Annotated in this window: 1 pseudogene; it reads right to left on the reverse strand. The window is 63.9% G+C overall.

Features of this window, described 5'->3' with window-relative positions:
- Positions 1–324, reverse strand: a pseudogene (locus PZH32_RS12130) (hypothetical protein); the annotation flags it as partial.

Raw genomic sequence — 324 nt, forward strand, 5'->3', positions numbered from 1 at the left:
CACCTCGTTGCGGCTCTTGCGGTCGTGGTACTGGGAATCGTGGCCCTCAAGGCACACGAAGTCCAGGGCGCCTTCCTCGTGCTTGCGCACGTCGGCCTCGGTTTCATCGCTGTCAGCGAACAGCTGGCTGAAGTAGTCGTGCACTTCTTTCGGGAGTTCCTGGCGCGTGGCGTGGGTGCGGTCGCCCTTCACCCAGCTGAAGCGGTCGTTGCCCAGCTCCAGCACGTAGTACTCGGTGCCGTACTGGAAGTTGCGCAGCAGCGGGTTCACGAAGTAGGTCTCGCCGGCGGCCACCAGGGGCTCGGGGGCGAAGAACAGGTTGTA

Origin of the sequence: Adlercreutzia equolifaciens, from assembly GCF_029076695.1 — a bacterium.
GTDB lineage: Bacteria > Actinomycetota > Coriobacteriia > Coriobacteriales > Eggerthellaceae > Adlercreutzia > Adlercreutzia equolifaciens_A.